The sequence below is a fragment of the Cellulomonas pakistanensis genome, assembly GCF_016862755.1.
GTDB classification, from domain to species: Bacteria; Actinomycetota; Actinomycetes; order Actinomycetales; family Cellulomonadaceae; genus Cellulomonas; species Cellulomonas pakistanensis.
In genome coordinates this window covers 1-19399 of record NZ_BONO01000038.1, presented here as the reverse complement: position 1 = coordinate 19399, position 19399 = coordinate 1, and the positions used below count along the sequence as shown (strand labels likewise).

Sequence of the window (19399 nt, the reverse complement as noted above, 5' to 3'; positions counted from 1 at the left end):
CGCCCCGGGCCTCAGGACGAGTGTGGTTCCTGCCGGGAGGGGCCCGGCACGTCCCGCCGCCGGCGGGGCACGCACCACGGGGAGACGGACACATGGACACCATCTGGGGACCGGCGCTCGACGCCGAGGTGGCCTACCGCCAGGAGGTCGTGCGCGCCGCGGTGCGCGGGTCGGACCTCGGCTGGCGCTGGCGCCGGCACCGCCGCCGCTGATCGCCGACGGCAGAAGGAGGGGACGCGTGTCGGTGGCGGCTGCCACCATCGACCTCATGAGCCGGTCGGTGGGACGCGCGCCCTTCGTCGCCCGCGACGAGGAGGTGACGGCGCTGCTCGCGGCCGTCGCGCGGGCCGCCGGCGGCGAGCCGGGGCTGGTGCTCCTGGGCGCGGACGCCGGCGTCGGCAAGACCCGGCTGCTCACGCACACCGCCCGGCTGGCGACCGAGCGGGGCGCCACCGTCGTGATCAGCCACTGCGTCGACCTCGGCGAGATCGGCCTGCCGTACCTGCCGTTCGCCGACGCGCTGCACCAGCTGGTGGACGCGGACCGCCCGGGCGTGGCCGAGGTCGTCGCGAGCCGCCCGGCGCTGCGCCGGCTGCTGCCCGCCGCCACCGCCGGCGAGCCCGCCCGCACGGGCGCCGACGAGCAGGCGGAGCGGCTGCAGCTGTTCGACGGGGTGGCCGCCGCCCTGGCCGCGTCCGGGTCGCCCGAGGCGCCGCTGGTGCTCGTGCTGGAGGACCTGCACTGGGCCGACTCGTCGAGCCGGGACCTGCTGCGGTTCCTCGTCGCCCGGCTGCGGTCGGAGCCGGTGCTGCTGGTCGGGTCGTACCGCGCGGACGACCTGCACCGCCGGCACCCGCTGCGCCCCGTCCTGGCCGAGCTCGGCCGGAACCCGCGGGTGGAGCGGATCGACCTGCCGCCCTTCACGCCGGACGAGCTGCGGGCGTTCACCACGGCGCTGGGCGGCGGGCCGCTGCCCGAGGGCGCGCTGCGCCGGATCCAGCGCCGGTCCGAGGGCAACGCGTACTTCGCCGAGGAGCTGATGGAGGCGCGCGGCGCCGGCGCCGACCTGCCCGGCACCCTCGCCGACGTGCTCCGCGCCCGCCTCGAGGCGCTCGACCCGGACGTGCAGCGACTGGTGCGCGCCGCCTCCGCCGCGGGCCGCCGGGTCGCCGAGCCGCTGCTCCGGGCCGTCGTCGCCGGGCCCGACGCGGGCCCCGACGGGCACGCGGCGTTCGACGCCGCGCTGCGGGACGCCGTCGCGCACCACGTGCTGGTCGGCGAGGACCGCCGGATCGCGTTCCGGCACGCCCTGCTCGCCGAGGCGGTCTACGCCGACCTGCTGCCGGGCGAGCAGGTCGCCCTGCACCGCGACTACCTGCTCGCCGCGGCGGCCGACCCCGCGCTGGCGACGCCCGCCGAGCGCGCGCACCACGCCCTGCTGTCGCACGACAACCGCCTGGCGCTGCTCGCCTCCCGGGACGCCGCCCGCGAGGCCGGGCGGGTCCTCGCGCCCGCGGAGGAGCTGCGGCACCTCGAGACCGTGCTGCGGCTGTGGCCCGGCGTCCCGACCGCCGCCGCGGACCTCGGCGAGGAGCGGGTGGACGTCCTGCTCGCGGCGGCCGCGGCAGGCGGCCGCGCGGGGCTGGGCGAGCGGGCCGTGGCGATGGCGCGCGAGGCGGTCGCGGCGGTCGAGGCCGCCGGCGCGCCGGCGGACGGACCCGCCGCGCGCCGGGTCGCGGCCCTGCGCACCACCCTGGCCCGGCACCTGCTCGGCGCCGAGCGGGTGGACGAGGCCCTGCGCGAGACCGACCGGGCCCTCGCCGCCCTCGCGGACCTGGACGGCACGCCGGACCCGGCCCGCGCCTGGGCGCTGGCGACGCACGCCCGCGCGGCGCTCAACTCCGACCTCGACGACCAGGCCGAGGTGTCCGCGGCCGCCGCGGTGGACGAGGCGCGCGCCGCGGGTGCCGTCGACGCCGAGGCGGACGCCCTCATCTCGCTCGCCGTCCTGGTCGTGGACGACCGGGACCGCGCGGCCGACCTGCTGACCGTCGCCCTGCACCGCGCCCGCGACGCCGGCGACACGACCACCGAGCTGCGCTGCACCTACAACCTCGCCGCGAACCGGTACTACGCCGGCCGCCTGGACGAGGCCGCCGCGACCGTCGCCGCCGGCATGGAGCTCGCCGCGCGGGAGGGGCTGACGTGGAGCGCGTACGGCGTCGAGCTCCGGCTGTTCGAGGAGATCGTCCGGTACGCCCGCGGCGACCTCACCCCGCCGGCCCCCACCGCCGACCCCGGCCCGCCGCGCGCGGCCTCGGCCGTCGACGGCGTGCAGATGTACGCGGCGGTCGCCCGCGGCGACGCGGACGCGGCGGAGCGCGGCCTGTCCCTGCTGCACGGGGCGCACGACGACACGATGATCACGCTCATCGCCGGCGGGTGCGCCGTGGACGCCCTGACCTGGGCGGGCCGCCTGGACGAGGCGGTCGCCCTGGCGCACGAGCTCATCGACGAGATCAGCCGCGTCTGGTCGGACTACTTCCTCGGCGGCATCTGGCTGTCCGCGCTCGGGATCGCCGCGCTCGCCGACCAGGCCGCCGCCGACCGGACCGCCGGGCGCGACCCGGCCCCGCGGCTCGACCTCGGCGACCGGCTGCTCAACCGCGCCGTGGTGACCGCGGACCGCGGCCGGCCGCGCGGCGGGCAGCTCGGCCCCGAGGGGCGCGCCTGGCTCGCCCGCGCGCACGCCGAGCACGCCCGGCTGCGGGGGGTCGCCGACCCGGACGCGTGGCGGGCGGCGGTGCGGGAGCTCGACTACGGGTACCGGTACGAGCTCGCGCGGGCCCGCTGGCGGTGGGCCGAGGCCCTGCTGGGCGCCGACGACCGGGCCGCCGCGCGGGACCAGGTGGCGACGGCGCTCTCCGAGGCCCGGGCGATGGGCGCGACGCCCCTGGTGACGGCCGCGACCGACCTGGCGCGCCGGGCCCGGCTCGACGTGCCGGGCGTGCCGACGGGAGGCTCCGACGTGCTCACCGGCCGCGAGGCCGAGGTGCTCGCGCTGGCCGCCGAGGGGCTGAGCAACCGGCAGATCGGCGAGCGCCTGTTCATCAGCGGCAAGACGGTGTCCGTGCACATGTCCCGGGTGCTCGACAAGCTCGGCGCGGGCGGCCGCGCCGAGGCGGTGGCGATCGCGCACCGGCGGGGGCTGCTGGGGGGTCTGACGGCGGCCCGGGGAGGCCACCCGGCACGGCCGGGGCCCTGACCTGCGACCCTCCCCGGGCGTGAGGCGGGTCACCCGGGTGATCCCCGGCGGTCCCAGGCGGGACCCAGGTTCCGCGCCTATCGTGGAGGGAGAACCGCGGCCCGGACCACCGCCGCGGCGCCACCCGCCCGGCCGGCGACGGCCGCGCGCACCCTCCCCCGGAACGGCGCATGTCCACCCCTCAGCAGCAGCCGCACCCCATCGTGCTCGTGCACGGCACCCGCACCTCCTCGACGATCTGGGACGACCAGGTCCGCGCCCTGACCGAGGGCGGCCACCCGACGGTCGCGATCGACCTGCCCGGGCACGGCACCCGCGCCGGCGAGCGCCTGACGTTCGAGGGCGGGCTCGAGGCGATCGACGCGGCCGTCCGCTCGTGCGACGCGCCGCCGCTCCTGGTCGGCCTGTCGCTCGGCGGCTACATGTCGCTGGCGTACGCGGCACGGCACGAGGACCGGCTGGCCGGCGTCGTGCTGGCGGGCTGCTCGACCGACCTCAAGGGCAAGCCCCTCGGCGCGTACCGCCGCGCGTCGCGCCGGGTGGTGCAGGCCCTCGGCCTCGGCGGCGGCACCTGGCACGTCGTGACGGACATGCTGAGCGCCCTGCACGGGTACACCCCGGTGCAGGACCTGCGCCGGCTCGCCCTGCCGGTGTGGCTGGTCAACGGCGCGCGCGACCCGCTGCGGTTCGGCGCCCGGCGCTACCTCGGCGCCCACCCGGGTGCCCGGCAGTGGGTGGTGCCGAACGCCGGCCACGACGTGAACAGCCACGCCCCCGTCGCGTTCAACCGGATCCTGCTGCACGTGCTGCGCGACCTGGCGCACCTCCCGCGGCGCCCGTTCGCCGGCCCGCGCTGGGCGGGCTGACCGCCCGCACGGCCGCGTCGGCACGACGACCCACCCCTCGAACCTCCGCCACCCCCCTGCCGCTGCGGTGCGAGGATGAGCCGCGCACCACCGCCGACCCGGGAGACCCGATGATCCGCAGCACCGACCACATCCTGACCAGCCACGCCGGCAGCCTGCCGCGCACGCCGGAGCTCATCGCCGCGAACGCCGCCCGCGAGGCCGGCCAGGACGCCGGCGACTACGCGGGCCTGCTCCGCGACGCGGTCACCGGGCTCGTGCAGCGCCAGGTCGACCTGGGCATCGACGTCCCGGGCGACGGCGAGTTCGGCAAGGCCATGAGCAGCGCCATCGACTACGGCGCCTGGTGGTCCTACTCGTTCCAGCGCCTCGGCGGCCTGGAGCTGCGCGACGGCGCGTCCTGGATCTTCAAGGACGTCCAGTCCGGCCCCGGCGACGTCAAGGTGACCGGCTTCGGCCGGCGCCGCGACCGCGCCCGGTTCGAGGAGGCGTACGCCGACCCGACCAGCGGCGTGTTCCACGGCGGCGACCCCAAGCCGTTCCCGACCGCGGTGGCCCCGGTGACGTACACCGGCCAGGACGCCGTCGCGCAGGACGCCGCGAACCTCCGGGCCGCGCTCGACGTCGCCGGCGCGCAGGAGGGCTTCGTCACCTCGATCGCGCCCGCCTCCGCCGCCCGGATGGACAACGACTACTACGCGACCGACGAGGAGTACGTCTGGGCGCTCGCCGACGCGATGCGCGAGGAGTACGTCGCGATCATCGAGGCCGGCCTGGTGCTGCAGATCGACGACCCCTCGATGGCCGAGAACTGGGACCAGATCACCCCGGAGCCGACCGTCGAGGACTACGTGAGGTTCACGGAGCTCCGCGTCGAGGCGCTCAACCACGCGCTGCGCGGGCTGCCGGAGGACCAGATCCGGTACCACCTGTGCTGGGGCTCCTGGCACGGCCCGCACACGACCGACCTGCCGATGGCCGACATCGTCCGCACGATGCTCAAGGTCAACGCGGGCGCGTACTCGTTCGAGGCCGCCAACGTGCGGCACGAGCACGAGTGGCGGGTCTGGGAGGACGTGCAGCTGCCCGAGGGCAAGCTGATCCTCCCCGGCGTGGTGTCGCACGCGACCAACGTCGTGGAGCACCCCGAGCTCGTCGCCGACCGCATCGAGCGGTTCGCGAACCTGGTCGGCCGCGAGAACGTCGTCGCGGCGACCGACTGCGGCCTCGGCGGACGGATCCACCACCAGATCGCGTGGGCCAAGCTCGAGACCCTGGTGCAGGGCGCGGAGATCGCCACGAAGCGCCTCTGGGGCTGACCCGCTCCGCACGCACGACGGCCCGGCACCCGCGAGGGGTGCCGGGCCGTCGTCGCGTCCGGGGCCGGGCCGGTCAGCCGGTGTTCTGCAGGCCGGCGGCCACGCCGTTGACGGTGAGCAGCAGCAGCCGCTTGTTCTCCTCGACGTGGTCCTGCGACTCCCCCGTCCGCAGCGCGCGCAGCGCCCGGATCTGCAGCAGCGACAGCGCGTCCACGTAGGGGCTGCGCAGCTGGACGGCGCGGCCGAGGATCCGGCGGCGGGACAGCACGCGCTCGGACCCGGTGATCGCGAGCACCCACTGCCGGGTCAGCGCCATCTCCTCGAGCACGAGCTGCGCCAGGTCGTCGCGGTCGCCCAGCGCGAGGTAGCGCTCGGCCAGCCGGTCGTCCGTCTTGGCCAGCGACATCTCGACGTTGTCGATCATCGTGCTGAACAGCGGCCACTCGGCGTACGCCGCCTGCAGCTCGGCCAGGTCGCCGACCGAGGCGAGCGCCGTGCCGAGGCCGAACCAGCCGGCCAGGTTGGTGCGTGCCTGCGACCAGGAGAACACCCACGGGATCGCCCGCAGGTCGTCCAGCGACTCGACGGACAGGCCGCGGCGGGCCGGGCGGGAGCCGATCGGCAGCAGGCCGATCTCCTCCAGCGGGGTGACCTGGGCGAACCACTGCGGGAAGCCCGGGGCGCGCACCAGCTCGTAGAACCGGGTGCGGGACGACGCGTCCAGCGCGGACGCCAGGCCGGCGAACCGCTCGGTCGCGGCGGCGTTGCGCTGCTCGGTCGACGGGGCGCCGGCCAGCAGGGTGGCCGCGGCGACCTGCTCGATGTGCCGCGCGCCGATCGTCGGGTTGCCGTACCGGGCGAAGATGACCTCGCCCTGCTCGGTCAGCTTGAACCGGCCGTCGACCGAGCCCGGGGGCTGGGCCAGCACCGCGCGGTTCGCGGGGCCGCCGCCGCGGCCGAGGGCGCCGCCGCGGCCGTGGAACAGCGTGAGGCTGATGTCGTGGGTGCCGGCCCACCGGGCGATCCGGCTCTGCGCGACGTCGAGCGCCAGGGTCGCGGCCACCGGGCCGACGTCCTTGGACGAGTCCGAGTAGCCGAGCATGACCTCGACCCGCCGGCCGTTCTCGGCCAGCCGCTGCTGGACCGCCGGCAGCGTCAGCATCGACTCGAGGATGTCGACGCTCGCCTCGAGGTCGGCGAAGGTCTCGAACAGCGGGATCGCGTCGATCACCGGGCGGGTCGCCGGGTCCGGGAACACCAGCTCCGCGAGCCGGTAGACCGCGGCCAGGTGCTCCGGCGCCTGCGTGAACGACACGATGTACCGGCGCGCGGCGGCGACGCCGTACCGGCGCTGCACGGCGCCGATCGCGCGGTAGGTGTCGAGCACCTCGACCGTCCGCGGCTCCAGGTCGCCGTCCAGGCCCTTCGCCTCGATGTCCGCGAGCGCCGCGGCGTGCACCTGGGAGTGCTGGCGGACCTCGAGCTCGGCCAGGTGGAACCCGAAGGTCTGCACCTGCCAGATGAGCTTCTGCAGGTCGCCGTAGCCGACGCGGGTGGCGCCGGCGGCCGCGAGCGAGCGCTGCACGACGTCGAGGTCGGCCAGCACCTCCTCCGGGCCGGCATAGGACAGGTCGGCGTCCCGGCGGCGGGTGGCGGCGAGCCGCTCGGCGACCATGCGCAGCGCCCGGCGGTGCGGCTGGTGCTTCACCTCGGCGGCGGCCTTGGTCGCGGCGTCCTCGGAGAGGTCCCGCTGGCGGTGCCACAGCGCGGTGAGCTCGGCGCTGGCCGGGGTGCCGGTGTCGTCGAGCGTGAGCTTGGCCGAGATCCGGCGCGCGGACTCCTCCAGCGCGGTCAGCACGTGCTCGCTGGCCAGCGCAGCCGCGGCCCGGGTCACCTCGGCGGTGACGTTGGGGTTGCCGTCGCGGTCGCCGCCGATCCACGACCCGAGGCGGACGAACGGGCGGACCGCCGGCGCCTGGCGCCCCGCGCCCGCGCCGGACAGCCAGTCGTCCAGGCGGCGGTAGACGGTCGGGAACGTCTCGAACAGCGTGGTGTCGAAGATGTTCATCACGGTGCGGACCTCGTCCAGCACCGTCGGCTTCTGGGCGCGCAGCGGCGACGTGCGCCACAGCGTGTCGATCTCCTCGAGGATGCGGCGGTCGTTCTCCGCGCGGGAGGTCCCGCCGGCGGCCAGCGCGTCGCGCTCGGCCAGCAGGTCGGAGATGCGCCGGATCGCCCGGGACACCGACCGGCGCCGGGCCTCGGTCGGGTGGGCGGTCAGCACGGGGCGGAACTCGAGCTCCTGCAGGCGGCGGACGGCCTCGTCGCGCCCGACCTCCTGCGCCAGGGCGTCGACCGCCGCCGGCAGGGAGTCGTCCTGCATGAGCTCGCCCGCGGGCAGCTCCGCCTCGCGGGCGCGCAGCACCCGGACGCGGTGGTGCTCCTCGGCGAGGTTCGCCAGGTGGAAGTAGCAGGTGAACGCGCGGGCGACCTGCTGCGCGCGCTCGATGGAGAAGGAGCCGACGAGCTCCTCCGCCTCCGAGAGCGCGGTCAGGTCCTGCTCGTCGTGGGCCTGGATGGTCAGCGCGCGGACGCGCTCCACGTCGTCGAACAGGTCGTCGCCGCCGGACTCGCGGATGACGCGGCCGAGGAACTCGCCGAGCATCCGGACGTCGTTGCGCAACGGGTCGGGGACCTCGTGGCGCGCGAGGCCGCGGCGGGCCTCGAGCGAGGGCTGGGGGTCGGTCACGGGTCAAGACTAGGTCAACCGTCCGACGCCCGAGACGGCTGTCCGCCTGTCGGTTATCCGTCCCACCCGCCGGACGGCCCGGCCTCCTGTCCTGCACGACGCGCGCGGGAGTCTAGGCTCGGTGGCAGTGCCCGCGGCCGGCCGCCTCCGCGACCGGGCGAGCAGCAACCCCCGATGATCCGGGCCGCCGAGGTCCGGGCGGAAATGAGGTGCGGTGAACGCGAAGGCTCCTGTGGCCCAGCAGGTCGGCTGGACCGAGCTCGACGTCAAGGCTGTCGACACGGTGCGTGTCCTGGCCGCGGACGCGGTCGAGAAGGTCGGCAACGGCCACCCCGGGACGGCGATCAGCCTGGCCCCGGCCGCGTACCTGCTCTACCAGAACGTGCTGCGGCACGACCCGGCGGACCCGCACTGGCTGGGCCGCGACCGGTTCATCCTGTCGGCGGGCCACTCGTCGCTGACCCAGTACATCCAGCTGTACCTCGCCGGCTTCGGCCTGGAGCTCGAGGACATCGAGGCGCTGCGCACCTGGGGCTCCAAGACCCCGGGCCACCCCGAGTACAAGCACACCGACGGCGTCGAGATCACCACCGGCCCGCTCGGCCAGGGCATCTCGTCGGCGGTCGGCTTCGCGATGGCGGCGCGCCGCGAGCGCGGCCTGCTCGACCCCGAGGCCCCGGCGGGCACCAGCCCGTTCGACCACTTCGTCTACACGATCTGCTCGGACGGCGACCTGCAGGAGGGCGTGTCCTCCGAGGCGTCGTCCATCGCCGGCACGCAGAAGCTCGGCAACCTCATCGCGATCTGGGACGACAACCACATCTCGATCGAGGGCGACACCGAGATCGCGTTCACCGAGGACGTCCTCAAGCGCTACGAGGCCTACGGCTGGCACGTGCAGTTCGTCGACTGGACCGAGGGCGGCGAGTACACGGAGAACGTGGACGCGCTGCACGCCGCGATCGAGGCGGCCAAGGCCGTCACCGACCGCCCGTCGTTCATCGGCCTGCGCACCATCATCGCCTGGCCGTCGCCGACCAAGCAGAACACCCACGGCTCGCACGGCTCCAAGCTCGGCACCGACGAGGTCCGCGGCCTCAAGGAGGCTGTCGGCTTCGACCCCGAGAAGACGTTCGACGTGGCCCCCGAGGTCATCGCGCACACCCGCAAGGCCCTCGAGCGCGGCGCCGCCGCCAAGGCCGAGTGGAGCAAGGGCTTCGACGCCTGGCGCGACGCGAACCCGGAGCGCGCCGAGCTGCTCGAGCGCCTGCGCGCCGGCAAGCTGCCCGAGGGCTGGGCCGACGTCCTGCCGACGTTCTCCGCCGGCAAGGCCGTCGCCACCCGCGCCGCCTCCGGGGAGGTCCTCGGCGCCCTCGCGCCGGTGCTGCCCGAGCTGTGGGGCGGCTCCGCCGACCTCGCCGGCTCGAACAACACCACGATGAAGGGCGAGCCGTCCTTCATCCCGGCCGAGCGCTCCACCCACGAGTTCGCGGGCGACCAGTACGGCCGCACGCTGCACTTCGGCATCCGCGAGCACGGCATGGGCGCGATCCTGTCCGGCATCGCCCTGCACGGCCTGACCCGCCCGTACGGCGGCACGTTCTTCACGTTCTCCGACTACATGCGCGGCGCCGTCCGCCTGGCCTCGCTCATGGGCGTGCCGGCGATCTACGTGTGGACGCACGACTCGATCGGCCTCGGCGAGGACGGCCCGACCCACCAGCCGGTCGAGCACCTCACCGCCGTGCGCGCCATCCCGGGCCTCGCGGTCGTCCGCCCCGCCGACGCCAACGAGACGGCGCAGGCGTGGAAGGCGATCCTCGAGCGCACCGACGGCCCCGCCGCGCTCATCCTCACGCGGCAGAACGTCCCGACGTTCCCCCGCGGCGAGGAGGGCTTCGCGTCCGCCGAGGGCGTCGCCCGCGGCGCGTACGTGCTGCTCGAGGCGTCCTCCGGCACGCCGGAGGTCATCCTCATCGGCACCGGCTCCGAGGTGCAGCTGGCCGTCGCGGCCCGGGAGACCCTCGAGGCCGCCGGCGTCCCGACCCGCGTGGTGTCCGCGCCGTCGCTCGAGTGGTTCGCCGAGCAGGACGAGGCCTACCGCGAGTCGGTGCTCCCGTCCTCGGTGAAGGCCCGCGTCTCCGTCGAGGCCGGCATCGCGCTGTCCTGGTGGAAGATCCTCGGCGACGCCGGCCGCGCCGTGTCGCTCGAGCACTACGGCGCCTCGGCGGCGTACGAGACGCTGTACGAGGAGTTCGGCATCACGGCGGACGCCGTGGTCGCGGCCGCGCACGAGTCCATCGCGGCGGCCCGCGGGGACGACACCCCGGCCAACGAGGCGAGCGCCCCGTCGGAGAGCGGCACGGGCGACCAGCTCTGACCCGCTGCTGACGCGCTGACGGCCGGGCACCCCGCAGGGGGTGCCCGGCCGTTCGCGTACCCGGGCCCGGAACCCCCGCCGAGATGGCAGCTCTCGGCTGTGCGCGGGTGCGAGCTCGCAGCCGAGAGTTGCCATCTCGGTGAGGCGCTCGACCATGGAGCGCTCGGGACGTAGGTCCCCGCGGCGCGGGCGGCGAGGCGGGGAGGGTCGGAGGGTGAGCGTGCGGCAGACCCCGGTGTACTACTACTCCTCCGCCTCCGGTCTGGTGCGGTCGTTCGCGGAGCGGCTCGAGCGGCCGGTGCTCGACCTGTCCCGGCGCGAGGTCCGGCAGTCGGAGGCGGACGGGCCCTGGGTGCTGCTCACGCCCTCGTACAAGACCGGCAACGAGGCCAACGACACCATCCCCGAGGCCGTGCGCCGGTTCCTGCGCTCCCCCGTGAACCGCCGCCGCCTGGTCGGCGTGATCGGCAGCGGCAACCGGAACTTCGGCCGGTACTACCAGCACGCCGCGCGGGACGTCGCGGCCCGCTCCGGGCGGCCGGTGCTGTTCGAGTTCGAGATCGCCGGGACGCCGTGGGACGTCGAGGAGTGCCGCCGGGTCCTCGCGGACCTGGACGCCGCGCTGGCCGCCCGCGGCGGTGCGGACGGCGCGGGCGGTGCGCCGGCCGCCTGACCTGGGTCGTCCCGCCCGGGTGGGTGCGCGCGTGGGCGGTCGGCCCTAGCGTGTGGCCATGAGCCCGTCGAAGGTGCCCGCCGAGGAGATCGAGGTGCGCGGCCGCACCGTGCGGGTTTCCAACCCCGACAAGGTCTACTTCCCGGACCGCGGCCTGACCAAGATCGACGTCGTCCGGTACTTCGTGAGCGTCGGCGACGGCATCCTCGGCGCGCTGCGCGACCGGCCGACGACCCTGGAGCGCTGGCCGCGCGGCTGGTTCGAGGGGGCGAGGCTGTCCACCCGGATGGACAACAAGGGCGACGCGTTCTTCCAGAAGCGGGTCCCCCAGGGCGCGCCCGACTACGTCGAGTCGACGACCATCACGTTCCCGTCCGGGCGGACCGCGGACGAGGTGACGCCGACCGAGCTCGCCGTCGTCGCGTGGGCCGCGAACCTCGGCACGCTGACGTTCCACCCGTGGCCCGTGACGCGCGCCGACGTCGAGGCCCCGGACCAGCTCCGGATCGACCTGGACCCGCAGCCCGGCACCACCTTCGACGACGCCGCGCGGGTGGCGCCGCACGTCCGGGAGGTCCTCGCGGAGCACGGGCTGACCGGGTTCCCCAAGACCTCCGGCGGCCGCGGCATCCACATCTTCGTGCCGATCGAGCCGCGCTGGTCCTTCACGCAGTGCCGCCGCGCGACCATCGCCGTCGGCCGCGAGCTCGAGCGCCGGCTGCCCGGGCAGGTCACGACGAAGTGGTGGAAGGAGGAGCGCGGCGAGACGATCTTCGTGGACTACAACCAGATGGCCCGCGACCGCACGATCGCGTCCGCGTACTCCGTGCGCCCCAACCGCCGCGCCACCGTCTCCGCCCCGCTGCGCTGGGAGGAGGTCGCCGACGTGCACCCGGACGACTTCGACGTGACGACGATGCCGGCCCGGTTCGCGGAGGTCGGCGACCTGTTCGCGCCGCTGGTCGCGCGGACCGCGCCCGCGGACGGCACCGACGCGGTCGCCCCGGGGTCGCTCGACGGGCTGCTCGAGCTCGCCGCCAAGGACGAGCGCGACCACGACCTCGGCGACCTGCCGTACCCGCCGGAGTACCCGAAGATGCCCGGCGAGCCGAAGCGGGTGCAGCCGAGCAAGGACCGCGACCGCCCGAAGGGGCCGGCGGAGGACTGAGCCCCTCTCGGGCGCCACCGCCCGGGAACTCGCCCGACGCGCCGGGCGTTCAGCCCCTCCCGGCCGTCGACCGCGAGGAGCTCCCCGTGCCCGTCCCCGTCATCGCCCCCGACCCGACCTGGCCCACCGTCGCCGCCGCCGACCGCGCTCCGGAGCCGTTCGTCCCCGGCGCCCCCGCCGTCGCCGAGCTGGACCGCCAGGTCCGCGCCGTCCTCGACCTGGGCCTCGCCGCCGTGCACGGCCTGTCCGCCGAGGCCCTCGACGCCGCGGTCGCCCCGCTGCGCGCCGCCCTCGCCGCCGGGGCCGCGGACGCGCCGTCGGCGGTCGACAGCGACGATCACGTGCCGTTCGTGCTCGTCCTCGACGGAGGGGTCGCGCACGCCAACGCGGCCGTGCCCGCCCTGCGCCGCGGCGCGCGCCCGGGCGTCAGCGTGATCGACGACGACGAGATGGCGGGCTACCTGCCGCTGCCCGACCTGGAGATCCCGGCGACGCCGTACCTGCTGCTCGACGTCGACACCGGGACGGAGTTCTGCGGCGTGCGGCCCGAGGACGCGCTCGCCACCGTGCGCGGGCGGGGCCGGACCCCGCTGACCGTCGCCGAGGGCATCGCCCTGGTCGCCCTCCGCCCCGACATGCTGCGGCCCAACCGGTGCTTCTCGCTGATGGGCTCCCGCGCGGCGAACCAGCGGGTGCCGGCGGTGTGGATCAGCGAGCGCCGCCCGAAGCTCGGCTGGTGCTGGGACCGCAACCCGCACACCTGGCTCGGCGCGGCGTCCGCCGGCGGCCGGACTGCGGGCTGACGGTCACTCCCCCGTCGCGACCGGGCGGTCCGGGTCGCTCGACCACTGGGACCACGAGCCCGGGTACAGCACCGGGGTGCGCCCGGCCATGACGAGCGCGGCCGCCTGGTGCGCGGCCGTGACGCCCGAGCCGCAGTACACGGCGACCTCGCCGCCCTCGGCCGCGCCGAGGGCGGCGAACCGGGCGGTGAGCTCGTCGACCGGGCGGAACCGGCCGTCGGCGCCCAGGTTGTCGGCGGTCGGCGCGCTCACGGCGCCCGGGATGTGGCCGGCCCGCGGGTCGACGGGCTCGACCTCGCCGCGGTACCGCTCGGCCGCGCGGGCGTCGAGCAGCACGCCGTCCTCGGCCCACCGGCCCGCCTCGTCGGCGTCGAGCACCGGCAGGTGCCCGCCGGTCAGCGTCACGTCCCCGGGCTCCGCCGCGACGTCGCCGGCCTCGACCGCGCTGCCGGCCGCGACCCACGCCGGCAGGCCGCCGTCCAGGATCCGCACGTCCGCGACCCCCGCCCAGCGCAGCAGCCACCAGGCGCGGGCCGCCGAGGTGGCGCCGGAGTCGTCGTAGACCACGACCGGCTCGCCCGCGCGCAGGCCCCAGCGGCGGGCGGCGGCCTGCAGGTCGGCCACGTCGGGCAGCGGGTGCCGGCCGGCGGCGGCGCTCGGCGGAGCGGCGAGCTCGGTGTCGAGGTCGACGTACACGGCCCCCGGGAGGTGGCCCGCGCGGTACGCCTCGACCCCCGGTGGGCCGCCCAGCGCCCAGCGGACGTCCAGCAGCCGCGGCGGGGTCGGCCCGGCCAGCTCGCGGGCGAGGTCGGCGGCGGTCACGAGCACGTCGGTCATGGCGCCCAACCTACGGGCGGGGACGGCCCCGCGACCAGGGACGGCACCCCGGCGGCGGCCGGGCCGGGGCGGACGTGTCCGACGCCACCCCGGGGCCCCGGAACCCGCGCCGTCGCGCGGTCGTTCCCCTCGTGGTGCCCCGCCCCGGACCCCCGGCACCAGAGGTCCGCTCCGTCGCACCAGCACCCTCGTGGCGCGCGTCGGGGCCAGTTGCAGCATGCTGACCTCCTCAGTACGCCGCGAGCCCCCGCTCGTCCTGTCGCCCGTCTGGAGCCCGTGTGTCCGGTAACGCCACCACCCGGTTCGGCAACGTCTCGCTGCTCTCCGTCGCGAGCCGGCTGCCCAGCCGCATCACCACGTCCGCCGAGATCTCCGAGCGCCTCGGGTCGGCCCTGCGCCGGCTGCGGCTGCCGCGGACGGTCCTGGAGCGCGTCGCGGGGGTGGAGGAGCGCCGGAACTGGGGGCCCGGCGAGGACGCCGACACCGCGACGATCGCCGCGGGCACGGCGGCGCTGCGCGAGGCGGGCGTGAACCCGGGCGACGTCGGGCTGCTGATCAACACGTCGGTGACCCGCAAGCACCTGGAGCCGTCGGTCGCCGTGCGGCTGCACCACGGCATCGGGCTCGGCAGCCACGCGGTGAACTTCGACGTGGCGAACGCCTGCCTCGGCTTCATCAACGGCATGAGCCTGGCGGCGACGATGATCGAGTCCGGCCAGATCCGGTACGCGATCGTGGTCAACGGCGAGGACGCCGACGACATCCAGCGCACCACCGTCGAGCGGCTCCTGCGCCCGGAGGTCGGGCGCGAGGACTTCATGGACGAGTTCGCGACGCTGACGCTCGGCTCCGGCTCGGCGGCGGCGGTGCTCGGCCGGACCGACGAGAACCCGGGCGGGCACCGGGTCCTCGGCGGCGTGACGCGCGCGGCGACGAAGTTCCACGACCTGTGCGTCGGCAGCGCGGACGCGATGATCACCGACGCCCGCGCGCTGCTCGAGGGCGGGCTCGAGCTCGTCGTCGACGCGTGGCACGAGGCGCAGCGCGACTGGGACTGGGCCTCGATGGACCGGTACATCACGCACCAGGTGTCCCGCGTGCACACCGACGCGATCGTCAAGGCCGTCGGCCTGAACCGCAAGCGCGTCCCCACGACCTTCCCGCACCTCGGCAACGTCGGCCCCGCGTCGGTCCCGATCACGCTGGTCGAGGAGCAGCACTCCCTGCGGTCCGGCGACCGCGTCCTGCTCATGGGCGTCGGCTCGGGCATCAACACCGCGATGATGGAGCTCGCCTGGTGACCGCCCCGCTCCGCGTCCGTCCTGCGTCCCTCCCGCCCGCCGGGCTGCCCGGCCTCGACCCGCGGTCCAGCCGGCTGCTGCCGCTGCCCGCCGGCGCGCCGGACACCGGCCTCGGCGTCGGCGAGCCCGCCTGGCACCACCTCGACACCGGCCCGGAGCTCGCCGCGCGCGGGCTGACGCCGGTCGGCACGATCCTCGCGGTGCACGGCAACCCGACCTGGTCGTACCTGTGGCGGTCGCTGGTCCCGGCGACGCTCGACGCCGCGGCCGCGGGCGGCCCCGCCTGGCGGGTCGTCGCGGTCGACCAGCTCGACATGGGCTTCTCCGCGCGCACCGGGCGGCACCGCACGCTGCCCGAGCGGGTGCGCGACCTCGACGCGTTCACCACCGCGCTCGGGCTGACCGGGCCGGTCGTGGTGCTCGGGCACGACTGGGGCGGCGTCGTCGCCCTGGGCTGGGCCGTCGACCACCCCGACCTGCTCGCCGGCGTCGCGCTGCTCAACACGGCGATCGCGCACCCGGACGACGAGCCGATCCCCGCCCCGCTGCGCGCGGCCACCGCCGGGCCGGTGCTGCGCCTGGCGACCTCCACCACGCGCGCGTTCCTGGAGACGACGCTCGCGCTGGCGCACCCGCCGCTGCCGCGGGAGGTCGCCGACGCGTTCCGCGCCCCGTACCGGCACGCCGACGACCGCGCCGGGATCGAGGGCTTCGTCGCCGACATCCCCGGCGTGAGCACGCACCCCAGCGCTCCCGAGCTGCGCCGCATCGCCGCCGGCGTCGCGGCGCTGGAGGTCCCCGCCCTGCTGCAGTGGGGGCCGCGCGACCCGGTGTTCCGCGACCGGTACCTGGACGACCTGCTCGACCGGCTGCCGCACGCCCGCGTGCACCGCCACGAGGGCGCCGGGCACCTGGTCGCCGAGGACGTCGACTGGGCCCGCCCGCTGCTCGGCTGGCTGGGCGAGGAGGTGCTGCGCGACGACGCGCCGCGCGGGGAGGTGCCGGGCGAGCCGACCGCCGCCGCCGCGTCGCCCGCCGACGCCGGCGCCCCGTGGACGCCGCTGTGGGACCGGCTGGACGCCCGCGCCGACGACCCCGGCCCCGCCGTGCTCGACATGGCCGCCGAGGGCGGCCCGCGCACCGTCTCCTGGCGGCTGCTCGCCCGCCAGGTCCGCCGGATCGCCGCGGGCCTGCACCGGACCGGCGTGCGGCGCGGCGACCGGGTGTCGCTGCTCGTGCAGCCCGGGCCGACGCTGACCGCGCTCGTGTACGCCTGCCTGCGGATCGGCGCCGTGGTCGTGGTCGCCGACGCCGGGCTCGGCCCGCGCGGCCTGACCCGGGCGCAGCGCGGCGCGCAGCCGGACTGGGTGGTCGGCCAGACGAAGGGGCTCACGGCGGCCCGCGCGCTCGGCTGGCCCGGCGTGCGGATCGCCGCCGACCCGCTGGGCCCCGCCGCCCGCCGCGCGCTCGGCGTCGACCACCTGCTGCTCGACGTCGCGGACGCGGGCCGCGACGAGGTGCTGCCGCCCGAGCCCGACGCGGCGGACGAGGCCGCGATCCTGTTCACCTCCGGGTCCACCGGACCCGCCAAGGGCGTCGTCTACACGCACGCCCAGCTGTCGGCGCTCCGGGACGTGCTGGGCGCGCACTTCGAGGTCGGCCCCGACAGCGGCCTGGTGACCGGCTTCGCGCCGTTCGCGCTGCTCGGCCCCGCCCTGGGCACCCGCTCGGTGACGCCCGACATGGACGTCTCCGCGCCGCGCACGCTGACCGCCCGGGCCGTCGCCGACGCCGTGCGCGCCTCCGACGCCGGCATCGTGTTCCTGTCCCCGGCGGCGATCCTCAACGTGGTCGCCACCGCGGACGAGCTCGGTCCCGACGACCGCGCCGCCCTCGGCCGCGTCCGCACGTTCCTGTCGACCGGCGCGCCCATCAGCGCCGAGCTGCTCGGCTCCGCGGCCGCGCTGATGCCCGCCGCGGACGCGCACACGCCCTACGGCATGACCGAGTGCCTGCTGGTCACCGACATCACGCTCGACGGCATCCGCGCCGCGGCCTCCGCGCCGGACGCGGGCGTGTGCGTCGGCCGCCCGGTCGGGCCCGGCCGGGTCCTGGTCAGCGCGCTCGACGCGGACGGCGCCGCCACCGGGGCGCCGTCGGACGCCCCGGGCGTGCTGGGCGAGGTGCTGATCAGCGCCCCGCACCTCAAGGCGCACTACGACCGGCTGTGGCTGACGGACCGGGCCGCCGAGCGCGACGTGCCCGCGGGCCGCTGGCACCGCACGGGCGACGTCGGCCACCTGGACGCCGAGGGCCTGCTGTGGATCGAGGGCCGGCTCGCGCACGTGCTCGTCACGCCCGACGGCCCGCTGGCGCCGGTGGGCCCGGAGCAGCACGTGGAGACCGTGGCCGGCGTCCGGCGCGCGGCCGTCGTCGGCGTCGGGCCGGCGGGCGTGCAGCAGGCCGTGGCGGTCGTCGAGCCGCCGGCCGACGACGCCCCGCGCCGGGCCGGGCTCGCGCCGGCCGGGCTGGCGGAGGCGGTCCGCGCCGCGTCGCCCGTGCCGCTCGCGGCCGTGCTGGTCGCGCCGCGCATGCCCACCGACGTGCGGCACAACTCGAAGATCGACCGCACGCGGCTGGCCGGCTGGGCCGGGCGGGTGCTGTCCGGCGGGACGGTCGGCGCGCCGTGACCGTCCTGGTGACCGGAGCCTCGGGCCTGCTCGGCGGCGCCGTCGCCCGCGTGCTGGCGGCGCGCGGCGACGACGTCCGCACCCTGCAGCGGCGCCCGTCCGGCGTGCCGGGCGCGCGGGACGTCGCGGGCTCCGTGACCGACGCGGCGGCGGTGGCCGGCGCGCTGGACGGCGTGGACGCCGTCGTGCACCTGGCGGCCCGGGTGTCGCTGGCGGGGCCGCGCGAGGAGTTCGACGCCGTCAACATCGGCGGCACCACGACGCTGCTCGACGCGGCCGAGCGCGCGGGCGTCCGGCGGTTCGTGCAGGTGTCCTCCCCGTCGGTCGCGCACGGCGGGTCGTCGCTGGTCGGCGTCGGCGCCGAGCCCGCGGACCCGGCGCACGCGCGCGGCGACTACGCCCGGACGAAGGCGGCGGCCGAGCTGCTCGCGCTCGACCGGGACCGCGCGGCGGACGGGGGCCTCGCCGTCGTCGCGGTGCGACCGCACCTGGTGTGGGGGCCCGGGGACACCCAGCTCGTGGAGCGGGTCCTCGACCGGGCCTCCCGCGGGCGGCTGCCGCTGCTCGACCAGGGCGCCGCGCTGATCGACACGACCTACGTCGACAACGCGGCGGACGGCATCGTCGCGGCGCTCGACCGGGCCGACGCCCCGGAGGTGCACGGGAACGCGTACGTGCTGACCAACGGCGAGCCCCGGACCGTCGCCGACCTGCTGGCGGGCATCTGCCGCGCGGGCGGGGTGCGCCCGCCGGCCTGGCGGGTGCCGGCGCGCCTGGCGCGCGCCGCGGGCGGCGTCGTCGAGGCCGTCTGGCGGCTGCGCCCCGGCACCGACGAGCCGCCGATGACCCGGTTCCTCGCCGAGCAGCTGTCGACGGCGCACTGGTTCGACCAGCGGGCCACGCGGGCGGACCTGCGCTGGACGCCGGCGGTCACCCTGGACGAGGGCTTCGAGCGCCTCGCGGCGCACTACGGCGGCGCCCGGGCCTGAGCGGTCCGCGCCGATCGGGCAGGGCCGAGCGCCGAGGCCGGGACGGGAGGCGCCGCGAGCCGAGCGCCGGGGCGAGAGCCGCGTGGTCTCCGCGGCGCGCGCGGTGATGGACACCGCGTCATCCGGCGGGCCGGGACCTTCGCCGCGCGGCGTGGACACCGTGGCCACCTCGCACACGGCGTACGCGCGCCCGGGCAGCACCCCGCAGCCCCCGGAGCGGCCCCGCGCACACGGCGTCCGCACGTCCGAGCGAACCGTTGCGCGGCCCAGCGACACCGCGTACGCACTCCCGGGAAGCACCTCTCCTCTCCCAGGCGACACCGCGTACGCACTCCCGGGAAGCACCTCTCCTCTCCCAG

The 19399-nt window shown here is 76.8% G+C and carries 12 protein-coding genes; 10 read left to right on the top strand and 2 right to left on the bottom strand.

Annotated elements, in window-relative coordinates; all coding sequences use genetic code 11:
- The first annotated feature begins 238 nt into the window (after positions 1 to 238).
- From Cpa01nite_RS17885 to Cpa01nite_RS17875, 3 genes are all read left to right on the top strand, one after another.
- Entirely contained in the window at positions 239 to 3265 is a 3027-nt protein-coding gene (locus tag Cpa01nite_RS17885; RefSeq protein WP_308439398.1) for a helix-turn-helix transcriptional regulator, read from the top strand.
- 170 nt (positions 3266 to 3435) lie between these two features.
- Complete coding sequence (locus tag Cpa01nite_RS17880; protein WP_203670219.1) at positions 3436 to 4131, top strand: alpha/beta fold hydrolase; 696 nt, start codon at positions 3436 to 3438, stop codon at positions 4129 to 4131.
- Between the two features lie 110 nt (positions 4132 to 4241).
- A complete protein-coding gene (locus tag Cpa01nite_RS17875) occupies positions 4242 to 5450 on the top strand; it encodes a cobalamin-independent methionine synthase II family protein (RefSeq protein ID WP_203670218.1) in 1209 nt (402 codons plus the stop codon).
- A gap of 73 nt (positions 5451 to 5523) precedes the next feature.
- Here the strand turns inward: Cpa01nite_RS17875 and Cpa01nite_RS17870 are convergent, their stop codons facing one another.
- Positions 5524 to 8115, bottom strand: a complete 2592-nt coding sequence (locus Cpa01nite_RS17870) for a phosphoenolpyruvate carboxylase (RefSeq protein WP_203670230.1) — start codon at positions 8113 to 8115, stop codon at positions 5524 to 5526.
- A 298-nt stretch (positions 8116 to 8413) separates the two neighbouring features.
- Here Cpa01nite_RS17870 and tkt point away from each other — a divergent pair, with 298 nt between their 5' ends.
- The 4 genes from tkt (at position 8414) to Cpa01nite_RS17850 (ending at position 13223) form a co-directional block, all read left to right on the top strand.
- Positions 8414 to 10579: a transketolase gene (gene tkt / locus Cpa01nite_RS17865; protein ID WP_203670217.1), complete on the top strand. Its 2166-nt coding sequence runs from the start codon at positions 8414 to 8416 to the stop codon at positions 10577 to 10579.
- Positions 10580 to 10799: 220 nt separating this feature from the next.
- Positions 10800 to 11252, top strand: a complete 453-nt coding sequence (nrdI, locus tag Cpa01nite_RS17860) for a class Ib ribonucleoside-diphosphate reductase assembly flavoprotein NrdI (RefSeq protein WP_203670229.1) — start codon at positions 10800 to 10802, stop codon at positions 11250 to 11252.
- A 58-nt stretch (positions 11253 to 11310) separates the two neighbouring features.
- Positions 11311 to 12420 (top strand): non-homologous end-joining DNA ligase, encoded by a 1110-nt coding sequence (gene ligD / locus Cpa01nite_RS17855; protein WP_203670216.1) that lies wholly within the window; start codon positions 11311 to 11313, stop codon positions 12418 to 12420.
- 86 nt (positions 12421 to 12506) lie between these two features.
- Positions 12507 to 13223 carry a DUF5701 family protein gene (locus tag Cpa01nite_RS17850; protein ID WP_239068907.1) on the top strand — a complete coding sequence of 239 codons (717 nt, stop codon included), beginning with the start codon at positions 12507 to 12509 and terminating at the stop codon, positions 13221 to 13223.
- A 3-nt stretch (positions 13224 to 13226) separates the two neighbouring features.
- On the opposite strand, the gene Cpa01nite_RS17845 is transcribed toward Cpa01nite_RS17850, so the two are convergent.
- The gene (locus Cpa01nite_RS17845) at positions 13227 to 14060 is read right to left on the bottom strand and encodes a sulfurtransferase (RefSeq protein ID WP_203670215.1); all 834 of its coding nucleotides are present in this window, start codon (positions 14058 to 14060) and stop codon (positions 13227 to 13229) included.
- A gap of 278 nt (positions 14061 to 14338) precedes the next feature.
- On the opposite strand from Cpa01nite_RS17845, the gene Cpa01nite_RS17840 reads away from it, so the two are divergent.
- From Cpa01nite_RS17840 to Cpa01nite_RS17830, 3 genes are read left to right on the top strand one after another with little or no spacing between them, the layout of a single operon-like run.
- Positions 14339 to 15361, top strand: coding sequence for a 3-oxoacyl-ACP synthase III (locus Cpa01nite_RS17840; RefSeq protein ID WP_203670214.1), 1023 nt, complete (start codon positions 14339 to 14341; stop codon positions 15359 to 15361).
- Entirely contained in the window at positions 15358 to 18051 is a 2694-nt protein-coding gene (locus Cpa01nite_RS17835) for an alpha/beta fold hydrolase (RefSeq protein ID WP_203670213.1), read from the top strand. The genes Cpa01nite_RS17840 and Cpa01nite_RS17835 overlap by 4 nt, the downstream gene beginning before the upstream one ends.
- On the top strand, positions 18048 to 19040 hold the full coding sequence (locus tag Cpa01nite_RS17830; protein WP_203670212.1) for an NAD-dependent epimerase/dehydratase family protein: 993 nt from the start codon (positions 18048 to 18050) through the stop codon (positions 19038 to 19040). The genes Cpa01nite_RS17835 and Cpa01nite_RS17830 overlap by 4 nt, the downstream gene beginning before the upstream one ends.
- The last annotated feature ends 359 nt before the right edge of the window (positions 19041 to 19399 follow it).